Source organism: Streptomyces cellostaticus (assembly GCF_023630175.1).
GTDB lineage: Bacteria > Actinomycetota > Actinomycetes > Streptomycetales > Streptomycetaceae > Streptomyces > Streptomyces cellostaticus_A.
This window is the reverse complement of record NZ_JALLIN010000021.1, coordinates 86,675-102,925: the sequence shown is the minus strand read 5'-3', so window position 1 is coordinate 102,925 and position 16,251 is coordinate 86,675. Positions and strand designations below refer to the sequence as shown.

Here is a 16,251-nt window from a genome sequence, read left to right as displayed (position 1 = left end):
TGACCTGGTCCGGCGAGGGGAGTGCAAGGTGAACGTGCGGCCGATATCGGGGGCGTCGGCGGGGGGCCGAGGGGTGGGCCGTAAGGGGCTGGTGCTGATATCCGGCGCTCTGCTCGTGGCCGTCACCGCGTGCGGCGGGAGCGGCGAACCGGAGTCCGGGTCCGCGTCGGCGAACGCGAAGGGCCAGGACTCCGGCACCCGGCGGGGCGGGCAGTCGACCGCCGCCGTCAGCATCTCGCCCAAGTCCGGTGCCACCGGCGTCGACACCAGCGGCGCGCTCAAGGTGAGCGTCACCGGGGGCAGGCTGACCGAGGTCACCGTCAAGGACGCCAAGGGCGCGAAGGTCGACGGCGCCGTCACCGGGGACGGCGCCGCCTGGGAGCCGTCGACCCATCTCGCCGCCGGTACCCGGTACAGCGTGCACGCGGTCGCCAAGGACTCCGCGGGCCGCGAGGCCGCCGAGGACTCCAGCTTCACCACCCTCACCCCCCGCGACACCTTCGTCGGCTACTTCACCCCCGAGGACGGTTCGACCGTCGGGGTGGGCATGCCGTTCTCCCTCCGCTTCACCCGGGGCATCACCAGCCCGGCGGACGTCGAGAAGGCCATCAGCATCAAGACCGAGCCGGCCGTCGACGTCGAGGGGCACTGGTTCGGCAACGACCGCCTGGACTTCCGCCCGGAGGAGTACTGGAAGGAGGGCACCGAGGTCACCGTCGACCTCAACCTCGACGGGGTGGAGGGCCGCGACGGCGTCTACGGCAAGCAGCACAAGACCGTGAAGTTCACCATCGGCCGCAACCAGGTGTCCGTCGTGGACGCCAAGAAGCACACGATGAAGGTCACCCAGGACGGAAAGGTCGTCAAGACCCTCCCGGTGACCACCGGCAAGCCCGGCTACGAGACCTGGAACGGCCGGATGGTCATGAGCGAGAAGCTCACCGTGACCCGCATGAACGGCGAGACCGTCGGCTACGGCGGCGAGTACGACATCAAGGACGTCCCGCACGCCATCCGCCTCACCGACTCCGGCACCTTCGTGCACGGCAACTACTGGGGTGGCGGCGCCTTCGGCAACTACAACGCCAGCCACGGCTGCGTCGGCCTGCGCGACGTACGCGGTGGCTACGACCAGGGCGTGCCGGCGGCCTGGTTCTTCAACCACTCGATGATCGGCGACGTGGTCGTCGTGAAGCACTCCCACGACCGGACGGTGGCCCCGGACAACGGGCTCAACGGCTGGAACATGTCGTGGGAGGAGTGGAAGAAGTGAGCGACGGCTCCCCGTCGCGGTGAGGGTCCGGGAGCACCGGCCCGCTCCCGGTCGCGCGGTTCCCCGCGCCCTTCGCGGCACCCGGGGACCAACGGCACCGGGTCAGGTGCCGTTGGTCCCCGTGCTGTGCCTGCCCGGGGGGCGACCCCCGGACCCCCGGCCGGTTGTGACGGACGGCACCGGGCCAGGTGCCGTTGGTCCCCGTGCTGTGCCTGCCCGGGGGGCGACCCCCGGACCCCCGGCCGGTTGTGACGGACGGCACCGGGTCAGGTGCCGTTAGTCCCCGTTAACCTGCTCGGCATGACCGTGAATCTCGAAGTCGCCGAAGGTGTCGGAACCATCCGCCTGGACCGGCCGCCGATGAACGCGCTGGACGTGGCCACGCAGGACCGGCTGAAGGAGCTCGCCGAGGAGGCCACGCGCCGCGCGGACGTGCGCGCCGTGGTGATCTACGGCGGCGAGCGGGTGTTCGCGGCGGGCGCGGACATCAAGGAGATGCAGGACATGGACCACACCGCGATGGTCCTGCGCGCCCGCGCCCTGCAGGACTCCTTCACCGCCGTCGCCCGCATCCCCAAACCCGTCGTCGCGGCCATCACCGGCTACGCGCTGGGCGGTGGCTGCGAACTGGCCCTCTGCGCGGACTTCCGCATCGCCGCGGACAACGCCAAGCTCGGCCAGCCCGAGATTCTGCTCGGCCTGATCCCGGGCGCCGGCGGCACCCAGCGCCTGCCCCGGCTGGTCGGTCCCTCCAAGGCGAAGGACCTGATCTTCACCGGCCGTCAGGTGAAGGCCGACGAGGCGCTCGCCATCGGCCTGGTGGACCGGGTCGTCCCCGCCGCCGAGGTGTACGAGCAGGCGCACGCCTGGGCGGCGAGGCTCGCGCAGGGGCCCGCGATCGCCCTGCGCGCGGCCAAGGAGTCCGTCGACACCGGTCTGGAGACCGACATCGACACGGGTCTCGCCGTCGAACGCAACTGGTTCGCCGGCCTGTTCGCCACCGAGGACCGCGAGCGCGGCATGCGCAGCTTCGTGGCGGAGGGGCCTGGCAAGGCGAAGTTCCTGTGACCCTCGGAAGTATGAACTCCCTTACATACACTTGTCATTGACGCGTACTCCGGTCCGGGTCCCTCGATGGGGCGGTTCATGGGAGCCTTGACTCCACCTTGAGCCTGCCTCGTCGAGGGAGCCTGACGATTGCCCGGAAGTGAGTCGTCTCCGCAGGTCGGACCGGCTGCCGCTGATCCTGTAGTGCCTCCGGCATATGCCGGGGGGCTGGTGGCGGACGGGAGCGCGCGGGGGGCGTATTCCTCGGGAACGCCCACGGAGAGGCTTCCGGGCGGCCATCATGGGGGCATGGCGGGGCTGGAGGGCATCGGACAGCCGCGGGGACACGGCCGTGCTGCCGCGGCGCGCTGGTCGCCCGCGGTGGAGGACGAACGGGCGCTCAAGGCGCTCGAGCTGTTCGGCAATCCGACGGACGCGGAGGTACCCCTGCCGTCCCGCCCGGAGTCCGCGGCCACCGCCCGCCGGCTCGTCCAGGTCGTCGTCCTGCGGCACTGGGGGCTCACCCCCAAGATGGCCGAGGACGCGGTCCTGCTCGTCTCCGAACTCGTCGGCAACGCCGTACGGCACACCGGGGCCCGGGTCTTCGGTCTGCGGATGCGCCGGCGCCGCGGCTGGATCCGGGTGGAGGTACGGGATCCCTCCCGCGGGCTGCCCTGCCTGATGCCGGTCCAGGAGATGGACGTCAGCGGACGCGGCCTGTTCCTGGTGGACAGACTGGCCGACCGCTGGGGCGTGGACCTGCTGCCGCGTGGCAAGACCACCTGGTTCGAGATGCGCGTCGCCGAGCGCGAGACCGGCCGCTGAGGCCACCGCGGCCCTCCCCCTCCTCGCCGGGCGACCCGACCACGTCCTCCGATCGGACCAATCGGGCGTTTTCTTGCCCTTCACCCCTTAAATGGTGCGGGTGACCACGACCAACCGTCGCGCGGTGCTGCGTGCGGGCGCCGGGCTCGTCGCCGGGGGCGCGCTCGCCGCCGGTTGCGCGGGCACCCCGGCGGAACCGGGCGCGACCGCCTCCGCCGACCCGAGCCCCCGAGCCTCCGGCCACCCCGCCGCCACCCCCCGTACCGCCCCCGCCCCCCGTTCCTATCCCGGGCAGCCCGCCCAGATCACCCACGGCCCGCGCAGCCGCCCCCTGGTCGCCCTCACCTTCCACGGGCAGGGCGACCCGCGACTCGCCACGTCCCTGCTCGGCGCGGCCGAACGGCACGGTTCCCGGCTGACCGTGCTGGCCGTCGGCACCTGGCTGGACGAACACCCGGACCTCGCCCGCCGGATCCTCGACGGCGGCCACGACCTCGGCAACCACACCCAGCGGCACGTCGCCGTCAACGCCATGTCACCGGCGGCCGCCCGCAGGGAGATCACCGACTGCGCGGACCGGCTCGAGCGGCTCACCGGATCCATCGGCACCTGGTTCCGGCCCTCCCGGTCCCCGACCGCCTCCCCCGAGGTCGCCGCACTGGCCCGCGCCGCCGGCTACCCGCACGTGCTGTCGTACGAGGTCGACTCGCTCGACCACACCCGGCCCGGCGCCGACGCCGTCACCCGCAAGGTCGCCGCCGAGGTGCGACCCGGGTCGGTGGTGAGCCTGCACTTCGGCTATCCCGGCACGGTCACCGCCCTCCCCGCCGTACTCCACGAACTCGACCGCCGCGGACTGCGCGCGGTCACCACCACGGAGCTGCTCAGCTGATGCGAACCACGAAAGTTGCCCGCCTCCTGGCCGGCGGAGCCGCCCTGACCGCCCTGACCCTGCTGTCCGCGTGCGGCGGCTCCCCGCACCGCGACACCGAGGCCATCGGCAGCAGGGCGCCGGTTCCGCCCCGGGTGAGCAAGGCGCGGGTGGACGTGCTGCCGGGGATGCCGCCGGTCGAGGATCCCGGCGACCTCTACGCCGCCGACCGCCCGGGCAAACTCTCCCCGGTGGTGGAGGGCTTCCCCTCCCGGGTCTACGTCCCCAACACCAACTCCGACACCGTCACGGTCATCGACCCGAAGACGTACAAGATCATCGAGACGATCCCGGTCGGCCGCCAGCCGCAGCACGTCGTGCCCTCCTGGGACCTGAGGACGCTGTGGGTCAACAACGACCTCGGCAACTCCCTCACCCCCATCGACCCGAGCTCGGGCAGGGCCGGCAAGCCCGTCGACGTGCACGACCCGTACAACCTGTACTTCACGCCCGACGGCAGGTACGCCGTCGTCATGGCGTCCAAGGACCGCCGGCTGGTCTTCCGCGACGCGCACACCATGAAGCAGGTCAAGTCGGTCCCGGTCGACTGCGGTGGCGTCAACCACGCGGACTTCTCCATCGACGGCCGCTACTTCATCGTCTCCTGCGAGTTCAGCGGCGAACTGCTCAAGGTCGACACCGCGAGGATGGAGGTCGTCGGCCGGCAGAAGCTGGACCTGCACGGCGCCATGCCGCAGGACGTGAAGATCTCGCCCGACGGAAAGCGGTTCTACATCGCCGACATGGTGGCAGGCGGCATGTGGATCCTGGACGGCGACACCTTCGGCAAACCGGGCTTCCTCGCCACCGGCAAGGGCGCGCACGGCCTGTACGTCAGCCGAGACTCCCGGGAGATGTACGTCTCCAACCGCGGCGAAGGCTCCGTCTCCGTCTTCGACTTCACCCGGAACCGGCTCACCAAGAAGTGGCACCTGCCCGGTGGCGGCAGCCCCGACATGGGCGGTGTCTCGGCCGACGGCAAGGTGCTCTGGCTCTCCGGCCGGTACAACGCCGAGGTGTACGCCATCGACACCCGCACCGGCGCCGAACTCGCCCGCATCAAGGTCGGCAGCGGCCCGCACGGACTCGCCGTCTACCCGCAGCCGGGCCGCTACTCCCTCGGCCACACCGGCGTCTTCCGCTGAGCCGGAGCCCCTCAAGGGGCCCGCAGCAGTGCCTCCGCGCCCACCACGCGATAGCCGGCCGCCTGGAACGCCCGCATGCTGCGGGCGTTCCCCGGCGCCGCCTGCGCCCACAGCGGCTCCGCCGCCAGGTGCCGGGCCGCCGTCACCAGGGCCCGGCCCAGTCCCCGATGCCGCGCCCCCTCGTCCACCTCGACGCTCACCTCCAGGCGCCCGCCGACCCCGCGTCCCATGACCAGCACCCCGCCGTCCGCCGTCCACGCCCGCACCTCGTCGCGCCGGTGGCGGGCGTAGGCGATGCGCGGGTGGCCGGAGTCCTCGATCTCGGTCAGCGCGAGCGGCGGCGCTCCGGGCAGGGGCGATCCGAGCAGCAGCGCGTCGACCGTCTCGGCCCGGCGCCCGGTACGGGCGAGGAGGGCGGCCAGGAAGACGGGGTTCAGCGCGGCGGACAGCGGATCGCAGTCCACGGCGTCCAGTGTCTCGCGCACCCACCGGGGATCCTCGTCCGTGAAGACGACGCAGTGCGCGGTGAAGGCCAGTACCCCCGCGTCCCGCGCCGCGTGCTGCGGTACGACGGTCGTACTCCCGTCGGCCGGCGGGAACACCCCGCGCGCCACCGCGTCCAGTATCTCCCGCAGGGTGCGCAACCGACCGCTCCTTGAGTCTCCACCGACTGGAAGGCCCAGACTCGCAGACGTGATCGACGACGGCACCGGATTTCTCACCATCGGCGAGCTGGCGCGGGCCACCGGCCTCTCGGTTCGCACCATCCGCTACTGGTCCGACCAGGGCGTCCTGCCTCCTGCGGCCCGGTCGGCGGGCGGCTACCGCCTCTACGACGCCGCCTCGGCCGCCCGCCTCGACCTGATCCGCACCCTGCGCGAGCTGGGGCTCGGCCTTCAGGACGTGCACCGGGTACTGGCCGGGGAGCGGACCGTGGCCGAGGTGGCGGCCGCCCATGTGGCGGCCCTGGACGCGCAGATCCGGTCGCTGCGGGTGACCCGCGCGGTGCTGTCGTCCGTGGCGAGGCGCGGTTCGAGCGTGGAGGAGACGACCCTGATGAACAGACTGGCACGGCTGTCGGCGGCCGAGCGGAGACGGATCATGGCGGAGTTCGTGGAGGAGACGTTCCACGGGCTCGACACCGCGGACCCCGAGATCCGGGAGCGGATGCGGGACACCGCGCTGAACCTGCCGGACGACCCCACGCCGGAGCAGGTGGACGCCTGGGTGGAGCTGGCCGAGATGGTCCAGGACCCGGAGTTCCGGGCGCGGATGCGCGACGCCGCCGAGTTCAACGCCGCGGACCGGGGACAGGACACACCGGGCGGGGCGTCCATGTGGTTCTTCAGGCGGCTCGTCGAGCTGGTGGGGCGGGCGCGTGAGCGCGGTGTCGCCCCCGAGGCGCCGGAGGCCGGGCAGGTGCTGCGCGATCTGCTCGGCGACGCCGACCGGGCGGCCGTGCTCGAACGCATGCGGGCCTCCCACCATCCCCGGCTCGCCCGCTACCGGGAACTGCTCGGCCTGCTGAAGGGAGCGCCCGCCCCCGCCCACGAGGAGGACTTCGCCTGGGTGGTCGCCGCACTGGAGGCGCACACGGACCGTTAATCTGGCCAGCGTCAGCACGCCAGCACGGCATGAGCAACGCGAACGTAAGGGGCGGATCGGTGGCGGACATCGAGGAAGCACGCAAGCAGTTCCAGCGGATCGACGCGAACGGTGACGGTTACATCACCGCGGCGGAGTTCAAGTCCGCCCTCGCCCAGGGGGGTGACTGGAACGTCACCGACACGGTGGCGGAGGCCGTCATCCGGACCCGTGACCTCAACGGCGACAAGGTCCTTTCGTTCGACGAGTTCTGGACCTACCTGAACAAGTGACGTGCCGGAGGGGGGTGCCGTCCCGTCGTGGGACGCACCCCCTTCGCCATGGGCCCCACCTCCCACCTGCCCCGCGTACACCCATTCGCCGTACCGGCCGGAATAGCCCGGCGCGGTCCGGGGTTGTCGCCCAGGTCAGAAGCATGCACATGCATGGACCTGGGAGGTCTGTCATGAGGATCGGCATCATCGGCGCGGGCAACATCGGCGGGAACCTGACCCGGCGCCTCACCTCGCTCGGTCACGACGTGTCCGTGGCCAACTCCCGGGGACCGGAGACCCTGAAGGCGCTGGCCGAGGAGACCGGGGCGCGGGCGGTACGGGCGGAGGAGGCGGCCGAGGGCGCCGAGGTCGTCGTGGTCACCGTCCCCCTGAAGGCGGTCCCCGGCCTCCCCTCCGGCCTGCTGTCCGGCGCCGCCGAGGGCGTGGCCGTGATCGACACCGGCAACTACTACCCGCAGCAGCGGGACGGCCGGATCGCCGGTATCGAGGACGAGGGCCTGACCGAGAGCCGCTGGACCGAACGGCACCTCGGGCACCCCGTCGTCAAGGCGTTCAACGGCACCTACGCCCAGGACATCCTGGACCGTCCCCAGGCGGCCGGCACCCCCGGGCGGATGGCGCTTCCGGTCGCCGGTGACGACGAGGCCGCCAAGCGGATCGTCCGCGACCTCATCGACGAGCTGGGCTTCGACACGGTCGACGCGGGCGGCATCGACGACTCCTGGCGTCAGCAGCCGGACACTCCGGTCTACGGCCTGCGGGCGGGTGCCGAGGCGGTTCGCGCGGCCCTCGCGGAGGCGTCCCCGGAGCGTCCGGCGGCCTTCCGCGGCTGACCGGGCGACGGCGGCGTCAGGGCGTGGCCCACTTGCGCAGGGCGGCCTTGTCCGAGAAGGCGGCCACGTCCTTGTCGTGGGGCTCGCTGGTGTACTGGTGGAAGCGCCACCTGGCCTTGATGCGGGGGTGGCCCGCGCTCACGTAGTCGGCGATCCACAGGCCGTCACCGGCGTAGGAGGTGCGGTCCTTGTTCAGCCAGTAGTCCCGGTTGGTGTACAGCAGCACCCGGTGGTGCGGGCGCAGTTGCTTCACCGTCCGGATGAACAGGTCCTTCTCCGCGTTGCTGGCGTGACTGCCCTCGCCCGTGGTCTCCCAGTCGGCGGCGAGCAGTTCGCCCGCCTTCTCCGGGGCGTGCCGGACGAAGTACTCGGCCTGGGCGGTGATGTGTCCCGGCCACAGGAAGTGGTAGTAGCCGACGACCAGTCCCGCGGCACGGCCGTGTCTGGTCTGCGCGGAGAGCCGGGGGTTGACGTACGAACGCCCCTCCGTCGCCTTGATGAAGACGAAGGAGAGGCCGTCCGTGCCGTAGGACGAGGACTGGTACGCGCTCACGTCGATGCCGTGCAGCATGGGGGGACTCCCTGGGTGCCGTGGGGTGACAGGAGTTGACTCATGTATGCCCCGTCCGGCACGAGAGATCCGCCCCCGCGTTCCCGGCTGCCCTCGCCGGCCGCCCGGTCGGCGCCGGTCCGGGACGCACGGCTCGGGAGTGCCGGATCAGCCCCGGGTCGTCACCGAGCCCAGGACCGAGGCCGGCTTGGCGGCCCAGTCGGAGGTGATGACACTGGCGTGGTTCTCGGCCAGCAGGGCGAGCCGGGCGGCGACCTCGGCGTCCGTGGGGTTGGTCGAGGAGATCGCGGGGGACACCCCGTCGGCACCCGTGGTGATCAGGATGTAGTGGTTCGCGGAGTAGAACGAGGTGTCGTAGCCCCGGCTCACGTACGTCGCCGCGTTCCCGTCGAAGAACACGAACCAGGGCCGGATCGAGGCGTCGTACCGCCCGGTGCGCGGATCACCGTTCTCGGCGCCCAGTACCGCGGGGAACGCCTGGGCCCGGGAGATCTGCCCGGCCGCGGACAGGTTCCGCAGATGGTCGCCGTACTCCTCGTCGGTCCAGTAGTGGTCGAACGGGTTGGACTGCTCCACCGTGCCCGGGATCAGTTCGAACAGGAACTTGCCCCGCATGGCGTCCCGGGAGGGCCACGCGTTCGCCCTGGCGGCCGCGTCCAGGGTGGCGTGGGAGCCTCCCAGCAGGTCGGCCGGCCGGAACACGCTGTCGCCCAGCTTGCGTGACACCAGGGTGTCGAACTCGTCCGGGCCCATCCCGGCCCGGTCGTTGAAGCCGACCTTCATCTCCACCTTGAAGATGATCGGCGGGTGATCGGGGTGGAGCCGGTTCCAGGCCGCGATGTTGTCCAGGCAGCTGCCGAGGTCCTGGTTGCGGCTCTTGCCGTACAGCTCGTCCGGGCTCTTCGCGGCCTCGCAGTTGTTGTTGTTGCCGAGCGGGTTGCTGTGGCTGACCCGCCACCGGTGGGTCAGGCTGTCCACGTAGACGTCCAGTTCGAGCAGCGAGGCCCCCGAGTCCAGGGCCTGCGCGAAGTACGTGTACTTGCCCTTCTCGTACGCGTTGTGCGTCCCGATCGCCGTGACGTCGGAGAACCTGGGCGCCTGCGCCTCCGCGTTGCCCGCCCCCAGCGCCAGCACCGCGGCGGCCCCGGCGGTCGCCACCACCCGTCTCACTCCGCGCATCCGCCAACTCCCTTGTATCGCGGTCAAGTTGGCGGAAGCCTAGAAGCGTGCGGTTACCGCTGGGTAGCCCCTGGAGGAACATCATCGGCTCAGCAGGCCCAGGCGGGCGGCGGTGACTCCGGCCTCGAAGCGGCTGGAGGTGCCCAGTTTCTCCATGATCTGGTTCATCAGGCGGCGCAGCGTGCGGTCCGAGCAGGCCAGTCGCCGGGCGATGGTCTCGTCCCTGGCGCCGGTGGTCAGCAGTGCCGGCACCTCGCGTTCCTGGGCGGACAGTTCGCGGCCGGCGCGCCCGCGTCCGGGCGAGCGTCGGGTGTGCGGCCGGGCGAGGTCCCAGGTGTGGGTGAAGACCTTCCAGAAGCACCGCGCGACGGGCGTGCAGTGCAGGATGACGTCGCCGCCCTCCCCCTGCGGCCCCGGCCCCGTCCCGATGATGACGACCGACCGGTCCAGGATGTTCATGTGGAGAGGCGCCGTGGGGGCGACCCGCACCTCGGCCCCGGCGTCGGACAGCGCGCTCGGATAGCGGGCCGGCGCCTGCGGGCGGACGGCCTGCTGGGACGCCAGCATGCGCATCCGCACGCCGTTCGCCAGCATCTCCAGGTCCCCGGCGAGGCTGGAATCCAGAACCCGCGCGTCGGGGAAGGAGTTGCGCATCGCCAGGAACTCCTCCCGGCTGAGGGCGTCCAGTTCCCCCAGCCGCCGCCGGGTCCGCTCGCGGTCCGTGAAGTACTCGACCTCCACCGCCTCCCGGGCGTCGAACCGAGGGGCCGTCAGCAGGGACAGCACGTCGTCCAGGGCCTCGGCGTCCCGGCCGGCCGTCTCGGCCGCCTCCCGCAGCCGGCGACCCTGCTCGGAGACGATGTGCCGCAGGGCCCGGTCCGGAGTGCTCAGCCGCTCCGCGCCCGGTTCGAGCAGCCGCCGTTCGGCCAGCCACCCGGCCAACGCGGCGGAGATACCCCGGAGTTCCTCACGGCTCGGCGGTGGTGTCCCGGGCTCCCGACGCCGTGATCCGCTCGACCATGGCCAGGTAGGCGGCCCGCGCCTCGGCGGCGGCCGGCGGCCGGTCGTGCGAGGGGTTCTGCGCCGCATGCATGCGCGCACGATACGAGCCCCTCCCGGAGGAGGCCAGGGACGTGGCGCGGGCGGACGGGCCCGGCGGCCGCACTGGCCGGAAGTGGACGTGCCGGAAACGGACAGGAGCGGTCGGACCGTACGGCGGTTAGCCTCGCCGCCGCCGGCCCAACTCCTCGTGGCCCCCGGTGCGCCTCCCCGCCCCACCCCGTGCCGGGAGCTGTGGAGGAGTCGGGCCCCGGCCCCTGGATCCGGCCGGTTCCGCGCGGCGAGGCTTGACCCGGGCTTGGCATGCGCATGCTCCATACGGTGCGGGACCGCTCACCCGGATCCCCGCCCCACCCGCATCGGCCGGGAGGCGCGGCCCCACCACGCCCGCCTCCCGTTTCCTCCCACCCCACAAAGGAGACACGGTGCTTCGAAGAATCTCCCCGACCGGCCTGACCCTGACCGGTGTCACCCTGGCTGCCGCACTGGGCCTGGCGGCGCTCCCCGCGAGCGCCGCCGGGACCCACGAGGGCCCCCGCACCGCGACCGCTGCGGCGCCTCTCACCGCGGCCGCGCCGGACATCGACGTCACCAGGGTCCAGGCGCATCTGACCGAACTGAACGCCATAGCGAACCGCAACGGCGGCAACCGCAGATCGACCACGCAGGGCTACCGCGACTCGGTCGCCTACGTGAAGGGCAAGCTCCAGGCCGCCGGTTACACGGTGACCGAGCAGACCTGCACCTCCGGCTGCAGCAGCGGCGCCGGGCCCAACCTGATCGCCGAGTGGCCGCACGGCGACGCGTCGAATGTGTACATGTTCGGCTCGCACCTCGACAGCGTCTCCGCCGGACCCGGCATCAACGACAACGGCTCCGGCAGCGCCACCCTCCTCGAGGTCGCGCTGAAGCTCGCCGAGACCGACCCGTCGATGGCGGGGCGGGTGCGCTTCGGCTGGTGGACGGACGAGGAGCAGGGTCTCAACGGCTCCGACTTCTACGTCCGTTCACTGTCCTCCGCGCAGCGCTCGGCGATCAAGGCGTACTACAACTTCGACATGGTCGCCTCGCCCAACGGCGGCTACTTCATCAACCACATCACCTCGGCCGCCGCCGCTCCGATGAAGGCGTACTGGGACTCGCTGAACCTGCAGCCCGAGGAGAACACCGAGGGTGCGGGCCGCTCCGACGACTACTCCTTCGAGCGCTACGGCATCCCCACCTCCGGCTACGCCATGGGCGCCAGCGCCCGCAAGACCTCGGCGCAGGCGGCCAAGTGGGGCGGCACGGCGAACGCCGCGTACGACCGCTGCTACCACTCCTCCTGCGACACCACGAGCAACATCAACGCCACCGGGCTGAACCGCAGCGCCGACGGCGTCGCCCACACCCTGTGGACGCGGGCGGTCTCGGCCACCGTCCCGGCCGACGACTTCTCGCTCTCGGCGAGCCCCGCGACGGGCAGCACGGCCCCGGGCACCTCGCTGACCACCACCGTGTCCACCGCCACCACCAACGGCTCCGCCCAGACGGTCGGCCTGTCCGCCTCGGGCGCGCCCGCCGGGGTCACGGTCTCCTTCAGCCCGGCCTCGGTGACCTCCGGCGGCTCGTCCACGGCGACGGTCGCGGTCGGCTCCTCCGTGGCGCCGGGGACGTACGACCTCACCATCACCGGTACGGGTTCCACCACGCACACCGCGCAGTACACGCTGACCGTCACCGGCGCCGGCGGCTGCACGGCCTCGCAGGTGGTCTCCAACGGCGGCTTCGAGAGCGGCACTTCGCCGTGGACCGGGGACACCGGCGCGATCGGCGCGTTCAGCGGCCGGTCCCCGCACTCCGGCACCCGCTACGCGTGGCTGGCGGGTTACGGCCGCACGGCCACCGACACGATCAACCAGACGGTGACGATCCCGGCCGGCTGCACCAGGGCGACCCTGAAGTACTGGCTGCACATCGACACCGGCGAGTCGGGCTCCACGGTGTACGACACCTTCCAGGTCAAGGTCGACGGGACCGCGAAGCAGACGTACTCCAACGTCAACGCGGCCGCCGGGTACACCGAACGCACGGTTGACCTGAGCCAGTACACCGGCCGGCAGATCACGCTAACCTTCACGGCCTCAGAGGACGTCAGCCTCCAGACCAGCTTCGTCGTCGACGACGTCACGCTGACGACCGGCTGATCGGCCACCCGGGAGAACGGCGAGGGAGGCGGGCCCTCGGGGCGCCCGCCTCCTCCGTTACGCCCGGCCCGGGCGCACCGCGCGGGCCCGTCCGGTCAGCACTCGATGATGTTCACCGCGAGCCCGCCGCGGGCCGTCTCCTTGTACTTGACCGACATGTCCGCGCCCGTGTCCTTCATCGTCTTGATGACCTTGTCCAGGGACACCTTGTGCGAGCCGTCGCCGCGCATCGCCATCTTCGCCGCGGTGACCGCCTTCACCGCGGCCATGCCGTTGCGCTCGATGCACGGGATCTGGACCAGGCCGCCCACCGGGTCGCAGGTCAGGCCGAGGTTGTGCTCCATACCGATCTCGGCCGCGTTCTCGACCTGCTCGGGGCTGCCGCCGAGCACCTCGGCGAGGGCGCCGGCGGCCATGGAGCAGGCGGAGCCGACCTCGCCCTGGCAGCCGACCTCGGCGCCGGAGATGGAGGCGTTCTCCTTGAAGAGCATGCCGATCGCACCGGCGGCGAGCAGGAAGCGGACCACGCCGTCCTCGTCGGCGCCCGGCACGAAGTTGATGTAGTAGTGCAGGACCGCCGGGATGATGCCCGCCGCGCCGTTCGTCGGGGCGGTGACCACGCGGCCGCCGGCCGCGTTCTCCTCGTTCACCGCCATCGCGTAGAGCGTGATCCACTCCATCGCGTGTGCGAGCGGGTCGCCCTCGGCGCGAAGCTGGCGGGCCGAGACGGCCGCACGGCGGCGCACCTTCAGGCCGCCGGGCAGGATGCCCTCCCGGGTCATGCCCCGCTGGACGCACTCGCGCATGACCCGCCATATCTCCAGCAGGCCCGCCCGGATCTCGTCCTCGGTGCGCCAGGCGCGCTCGTTCTCCAGCATCAGGGAGGAGATCGACAGACCCGTCTCCCGGGTCAGGCGCAGCAGCTCGTCACCGGTGCGGAAGGGGTACTTCAGGACCGTGTCGTCCAGCACGATGCGGTCCGCGCCGACCGCGTCCTCGTCCACGACGAAGCCGCCGCCGACCGAGTAGTACGTCTTGGCGAGCAGCTCCGTGCCGGCCGCGTCGTACGCCCACACCGTCATGCCGTTGGCGTGGTAGGGCAGCGCCTCGCGGCGGTGCAGCACCAGGTCGTCGTCGAAGGAGAACGCGATCTCGTGCTCGCCGAGCAGCGAGAGGCGGCCCGACCGCCTGATCCCCTCCACCCGCTCGTCGGCCGACTCCACGTCCACCGTGCGCGGCGAGGCGCCCTCCAGACCGAGCAGCACCGCCTTCGGGGTGCCGTGGCCGTGGCCGGTCGCGCCGAGCGAGCCGTACAGCTCGCAGCGCACCGCGGCGACGGAGTCCAGCAGGTCCTCGTTGCGCAGCCTGCGGGCGAACATGCGCGCCGCGCGCATCGGGCCGACCGTGTGGGAGCTGGACGGGCCGATGCCGATCGAGAACAGGTCGAAGACCGAGATGGCCACGGAAACTCCTCAATACGGGGTGGTGCGGGTGCGGCACCGCGCACATGTTCCAGTGTGCGCGGTGCCCGGTGAAACGGACTTACTTGTTCAGACCCGGGTACAGCGGGTGCTTGTCGGCCAGGGCCTTCACCCGGGCCTTGAGACCCTCCACGTCGGCCCCCTCGAAGGGGGACGGCGCCTTGAGGGTCTCGGCGATCACGTCGGCGACCTCGGTGAAGTCGCCGGCGGTGAAGCCGCGGGTCGCCAGGGCCGGCGTACCGATGCGCAGGCCCGAGGTCACCATCGGGGGACGCGGGTCGTTCGGGACGGCGTTGCGGTTGACCGTGATGCCGACCGCGTGGAGCCGGTCCTCGGCCTGCTGCCCGTCCAGCTCGGACTCACGCAGGTCCACCAGGATCAGGTGCACGTCCGTACCGCCGGACAGCACGTTGACCCCGGCCGCGCGGGTGTCGGCGGCGGTCAGCCGCTCGGCGAGGATGCGCGCGCCTTCCACCGTACGGTGCTGGCGCTCCTTGAACTCCTCGGAGGCGGCGACCTTGAACGAGACCGCCTTGGCCGCGATCACGTGCTCCAGGGGACCGCCCTGGAAGCCCGGGAAGACGGACGAGTTCAGCTTCTTCGCGAACTCCTTCTTCGCCAGGATGATGCCGCCGCGCGGCCCGCCGAGGGTCTTGTGGGTGGTGGAGGTGACCACGTCCGCGTACGCGACCGGGTTCGGGTGCAGACCCGCCGCGACCAGGCCCGCGAAGTGCGCCATGTCGACCCACAGGTACGCCTCGACCTCGTCGGCGATCCGGCGGAACTCGGCGAAGTCGAGCTGCCGCGGGTACGCCGACCAGCCGGCGATGATCACCTTCGGGCGGTGCTCCTTGGCCAGCCGCTCGACCTCGGCCATGTCGACCAGGCCGGCCTCGTCGACGTGGTAGGCGACCACGTCGAACTGCTTGCCGGAGAAGTTCAGCCGCATCCCGTGGGTGAGGTGGCCGCCGTGCGCCAGGTCCAGGCCGAGGATGGTGTCCCCGGGCTGGGCGAGGGCGAACAGGGCCGCCTGGTTCGCGGAGGCGCCGGAGTGGGGCTGGACGTTGGCGTACTCGGCGCCGAACAGCTCCTTGATCCGGTCGATGGCGATCTGCTCGGCGACGTCCACGTGCTCGCAGCCGCCGTAGTAGCGGCGGCCCGGGTAGCCCTCCGCGTACTTGTTGGTCAGCACCGAGCCCTGGGCCTCCATCACCGCGAGCGGCGCGAAGTTCTCCGAGGCGATCATCTCCAGCGTCGACTGCTGGCGGTTCAGCTCGGCGTCGACCGCGGCGGCGATCTCCGGGTCCAGCTCGTGCAGGGACGTGTTCAGGACGGTCATGGGGCTGCGACTCCTCAGCCGGCGTTCTGGGCGGTGTACTCGTCGGAGGAGAGCAGGTCGGCCGGCTCCTCGGTGACGCGTACCTTGAACAGCCAGCCGCCCTCGAAGGGGGCCGAGTTCACCAGGGACGGATCGTTGACGACGTCCTCGTTGATCTCGGTGATCTCACCGGTGACCGGGGAGTACAGGTCCGAGACCGACTTGGTCGACTCCAGTTCGCCGCAGGTCTCGCCCGCGGACACCGTGGAACCGACCTCGGGGAGCTGGGCGTAGACCACGTCGCCGAGCGCGTTGGCCGCGAACTCGGTGATGCCGACCGTCGAGACGCCGTCCTCGGCGGCCGACAGCCACTCGTGCTCCTTGCTGTAGCGCAGCTGCTGGGGGTTGCTCATGGCCTGAATTCTCCTGTACGCGCGGGAGTGCTGATGAATGGGGGACTGCTGGACCTGCTGCTGGGCAGCGGGGATGTGCGCAGGGTCACGTCCGGTGGACGGACCGCGCC

At 71.6% G+C, this 16,251-nt stretch carries 17 protein-coding genes; 9 read left to right on the top strand and 8 right to left on the bottom strand.

The window, feature by feature from the left end; all coding sequences use genetic code 11:
* Positions 1-28 precede the first annotated feature (28 nt).
* The 5 genes from MXD57_RS15655 to MXD57_RS15635 all read left to right on the top strand — a co-directional run bounded on the left by MXD57_RS15655 (position 29) and on the right by MXD57_RS15635 (position 5,221).
* On the top strand, positions 29-1,273 hold the full coding sequence (locus MXD57_RS15655) for a L,D-transpeptidase (protein ID WP_250402041.1): 1,245 nt from the start codon (positions 29-31) through the stop codon (positions 1,271-1,273).
* Positions 1,274-1,573: 300 nt separating this feature from the next.
* Positions 1,574-2,341 carry an enoyl-CoA hydratase/isomerase family protein gene (locus tag MXD57_RS15650; RefSeq protein ID WP_250402040.1) on the top strand — a complete coding sequence of 256 codons (768 nt, stop codon included), beginning with the start codon at positions 1,574-1,576 and terminating at the stop codon, positions 2,339-2,341.
* 288 nt (positions 2,342-2,629) lie between these two features.
* The gene (locus MXD57_RS15645; protein ID WP_250402039.1) at positions 2,630-3,145 is read left to right on the top strand and encodes an ATP-binding protein; all 516 of its coding nucleotides are present in this window, start codon (positions 2,630-2,632) and stop codon (positions 3,143-3,145) included.
* 100 nt (positions 3,146-3,245) lie between these two features.
* Positions 3,246-4,037: a polysaccharide deacetylase family protein gene (locus MXD57_RS15640; RefSeq protein ID WP_374114700.1), complete on the top strand. Its 792-nt coding sequence runs from the start codon at positions 3,246-3,248 to the stop codon at positions 4,035-4,037.
* Complete coding sequence (locus MXD57_RS15635) at positions 4,037-5,221, top strand: YVTN family beta-propeller repeat protein (protein WP_250402037.1); 1,185 nt, start codon at positions 4,037-4,039, stop codon at positions 5,219-5,221. Before MXD57_RS15640 ends, MXD57_RS15635 begins: the two co-directional genes overlap by 1 nt.
* An 11-nt stretch (positions 5,222-5,232) precedes the next feature.
* Here MXD57_RS15635 and MXD57_RS15630 read toward each other — a convergent pair whose 3' ends face one another.
* A complete protein-coding gene (locus MXD57_RS15630) occupies positions 5,233-5,865 on the bottom strand; it encodes a GNAT family N-acetyltransferase (protein ID WP_250402036.1) in 633 nt (210 codons plus the stop codon).
* A 49-nt stretch (positions 5,866-5,914) separates the two neighbouring features.
* Between MXD57_RS15630 and MXD57_RS15625 the strand changes: the two genes are divergently transcribed.
* The 3 genes from MXD57_RS15625 (at position 5,915) to MXD57_RS15615 (ending at position 7,934) form a co-directional block, all read left to right on the top strand.
* The gene (locus MXD57_RS15625) at positions 5,915-6,826 is read left to right on the top strand and encodes a MerR family transcriptional regulator (RefSeq protein ID WP_250402035.1); all 912 of its coding nucleotides are present in this window, start codon (positions 5,915-5,917) and stop codon (positions 6,824-6,826) included.
* 59 nt (positions 6,827-6,885) lie between these two features.
* The gene (locus MXD57_RS15620) at positions 6,886-7,098 is read left to right on the top strand and encodes an EF-hand domain-containing protein (RefSeq protein WP_250402056.1); all 213 of its coding nucleotides are present in this window, start codon (positions 6,886-6,888) and stop codon (positions 7,096-7,098) included.
* 149 nt (positions 7,099-7,247) lie between these two features.
* On the top strand, positions 7,248-7,934 hold the full coding sequence (locus MXD57_RS15615) for an NADPH-dependent F420 reductase (protein WP_284505612.1): 687 nt from the start codon (positions 7,248-7,250) through the stop codon (positions 7,932-7,934).
* A 16-nt stretch (positions 7,935-7,950) separates the two neighbouring features.
* Here MXD57_RS15615 and MXD57_RS15610 read toward each other — a convergent pair whose 3' ends face one another.
* From MXD57_RS15610 to MXD57_RS31535, 4 genes are all read right to left on the bottom strand, one after another.
* Positions 7,951-8,505 carry a glycoside hydrolase family 25 protein gene (locus MXD57_RS15610; protein ID WP_250402033.1) on the bottom strand — a complete coding sequence of 185 codons (555 nt, stop codon included), beginning with the start codon at positions 8,503-8,505 and terminating at the stop codon, positions 7,951-7,953.
* A gap of 147 nt (positions 8,506-8,652) precedes the next feature.
* Positions 8,653-9,684, bottom strand: a complete 1,032-nt coding sequence (locus MXD57_RS15605; RefSeq protein WP_250402032.1) for a phosphatidylinositol-specific phospholipase C domain-containing protein — start codon at positions 9,682-9,684, stop codon at positions 8,653-8,655.
* An 81-nt stretch (positions 9,685-9,765) separates the two neighbouring features.
* Positions 9,766-10,626: a helix-turn-helix transcriptional regulator gene (locus MXD57_RS15600; RefSeq protein WP_250402031.1), complete on the bottom strand. Its 861-nt coding sequence runs from the start codon at positions 10,624-10,626 to the stop codon at positions 9,766-9,768.
* A 25-nt stretch (positions 10,627-10,651) separates the two neighbouring features.
* On the bottom strand, positions 10,652-10,777 hold the full coding sequence (locus tag MXD57_RS31535) for a hypothetical protein (RefSeq protein ID WP_284505610.1): 126 nt from the start codon (positions 10,775-10,777) through the stop codon (positions 10,652-10,654).
* 391 nt (positions 10,778-11,168) lie between these two features.
* Here MXD57_RS31535 and MXD57_RS15595 point away from each other — a divergent pair, with 391 nt between their 5' ends.
* Entirely contained in the window at positions 11,169-12,929 is a 1,761-nt protein-coding gene (locus tag MXD57_RS15595; protein ID WP_250402030.1) for a M28 family peptidase, read from the top strand.
* Positions 12,930-13,024: 95 nt separating this feature from the next.
* Here the strand turns inward: MXD57_RS15595 and MXD57_RS15590 are convergent, their stop codons facing one another.
* From MXD57_RS15590 to gcvH, 3 genes are all read right to left on the bottom strand, one after another.
* The gene (locus tag MXD57_RS15590) at positions 13,025-14,392 is read right to left on the bottom strand and encodes an L-serine ammonia-lyase (protein ID WP_250402029.1); all 1,368 of its coding nucleotides are present in this window, start codon (positions 14,390-14,392) and stop codon (positions 13,025-13,027) included.
* A gap of 79 nt (positions 14,393-14,471) precedes the next feature.
* Complete coding sequence (gene glyA, locus MXD57_RS15585; RefSeq protein ID WP_250402028.1) at positions 14,472-15,749, bottom strand: serine hydroxymethyltransferase; 1,278 nt, start codon at positions 15,747-15,749, stop codon at positions 14,472-14,474.
* A gap of 14 nt (positions 15,750-15,763) precedes the next feature.
* Entirely contained in the window at positions 15,764-16,141 is a 378-nt protein-coding gene (gcvH, locus tag MXD57_RS15580; RefSeq protein WP_250402027.1) for a glycine cleavage system protein GcvH, read from the bottom strand.
* Positions 16,142-16,251: the final 110 nt, after the last annotated feature.

Bases quoted from the DNA above. Each gene is read 5' to 3' on its own strand.
- MXD57_RS15635 (WP_250402037.1), top strand. From the start codon at position 4,037: ATGCGAACCACGAAAGTTGCCCGCCTCCTGGCCGGCGGAGCCGCCCTG.
- MXD57_RS15650 (WP_250402040.1), top strand. From the start codon at position 1,574: ATGACCGTGAATCTCGAAGTCGCCGAAGGTGTCGGAACCATCCGCCTG.
- MXD57_RS15605 (WP_250402032.1), bottom strand. From the start codon at position 9,684: ATGCGCGGAGTGAGACGGGTGGTGGCGACCGCCGGGGCCGCCGCGGTG.
- MXD57_RS15615 (WP_284505612.1), top strand. From the start codon at position 7,248: ATGCATGGACCTGGGAGGTCTGTCATGAGGATCGGCATCATCGGCGCG.
- MXD57_RS31535 (WP_284505610.1), bottom strand. From the start codon at position 10,777: ATGCATGCGGCGCAGAACCCCTCGCACGACCGGCCGCCGGCCGCCGCC.
- MXD57_RS15645 (WP_250402039.1), top strand. From the start codon at position 2,630: ATGGCGGGGCTGGAGGGCATCGGACAGCCGCGGGGACACGGCCGTGCT.
- MXD57_RS15610 (WP_250402033.1), bottom strand. From the start codon at position 8,505: ATGCTGCACGGCATCGACGTGAGCGCGTACCAGTCCTCGTCCTACGGC.
- gcvH (WP_250402027.1), bottom strand. From the start codon at position 16,141: ATGAGCAACCCCCAGCAGCTGCGCTACAGCAAGGAGCACGAGTGGCTG.
- glyA (WP_250402028.1), bottom strand. From the start codon at position 15,749: ATGACCGTCCTGAACACGTCCCTGCACGAGCTGGACCCGGAGATCGCC.